Source organism: Pseudomonas sp. Fl4BN1 (assembly GCF_009908285.1).
GTDB lineage: Bacteria > Pseudomonadota > Gammaproteobacteria > Pseudomonadales > Pseudomonadaceae > Aquipseudomonas.
In genome coordinates this window covers 1-439 of record NZ_JAAARM010000105.1, presented here as the reverse complement: position 1 = coordinate 439, position 439 = coordinate 1, and the positions used below count along the sequence as shown (strand labels likewise).

The window sequence follows — 439 nt, the reverse complement described above, 5'->3', positions numbered from 1 at the left end:
TTCCCCGGCCGAGAGCCGCCGCCGCGAAGCCGCCGTGAACTTCGCCCGTTCGTCCGTGGGCCTGGAAGGCTTCAAGCCCTCCAAGGCGGCCGAGACGGGCGCACGCCAATTCATCAAGGGCGACATCCAGCTTGCCGATTTTGTTCAGGTGAAGCCCGATGCAGAACAAGCCCGCAGCCGCTAATGCGTTGACGGCCGAGCAGCGGCAGCAGCTCGAAGCCGATTACACGTTCAAGCGGGTTGTCGAGCTTGAGCTAGACCCGGTGCGCGGCAACTTCGACGCCGCGCACTTGAAGGAAGTCAATCGCCGCATCTTCCAGGACTTGCCGGGCGCTGGCTTCGATGACGTGACGCCGGGCGAGTTTCGCAAGCCCGTTGCCGATGGCTTGGACTGGATGAAACAGCGCGGCCTATCGACCGTGGACGGCCCGTTTTATGT

General features: G+C 63.6%; 2 protein-coding genes. Both read left to right on the top strand.

Features of this window, described 5'->3' with window-relative positions; genetic code table 11:
* Nucleotides 1–184 (top strand): antitoxin VbhA family protein (locus GV818_RS33780; RefSeq protein WP_161778752.1); only part of this gene is annotated, 184 nt, incomplete at its 5' end.
* Nucleotides 159–439, top strand: a 281-nt coding sequence (locus tag GV818_RS34215) for a hypothetical protein (RefSeq protein ID WP_256679599.1), incomplete at its 3' end; no start/stop codon positions are given. The genes GV818_RS33780 and GV818_RS34215, both read left to right, overlap by 26 nt.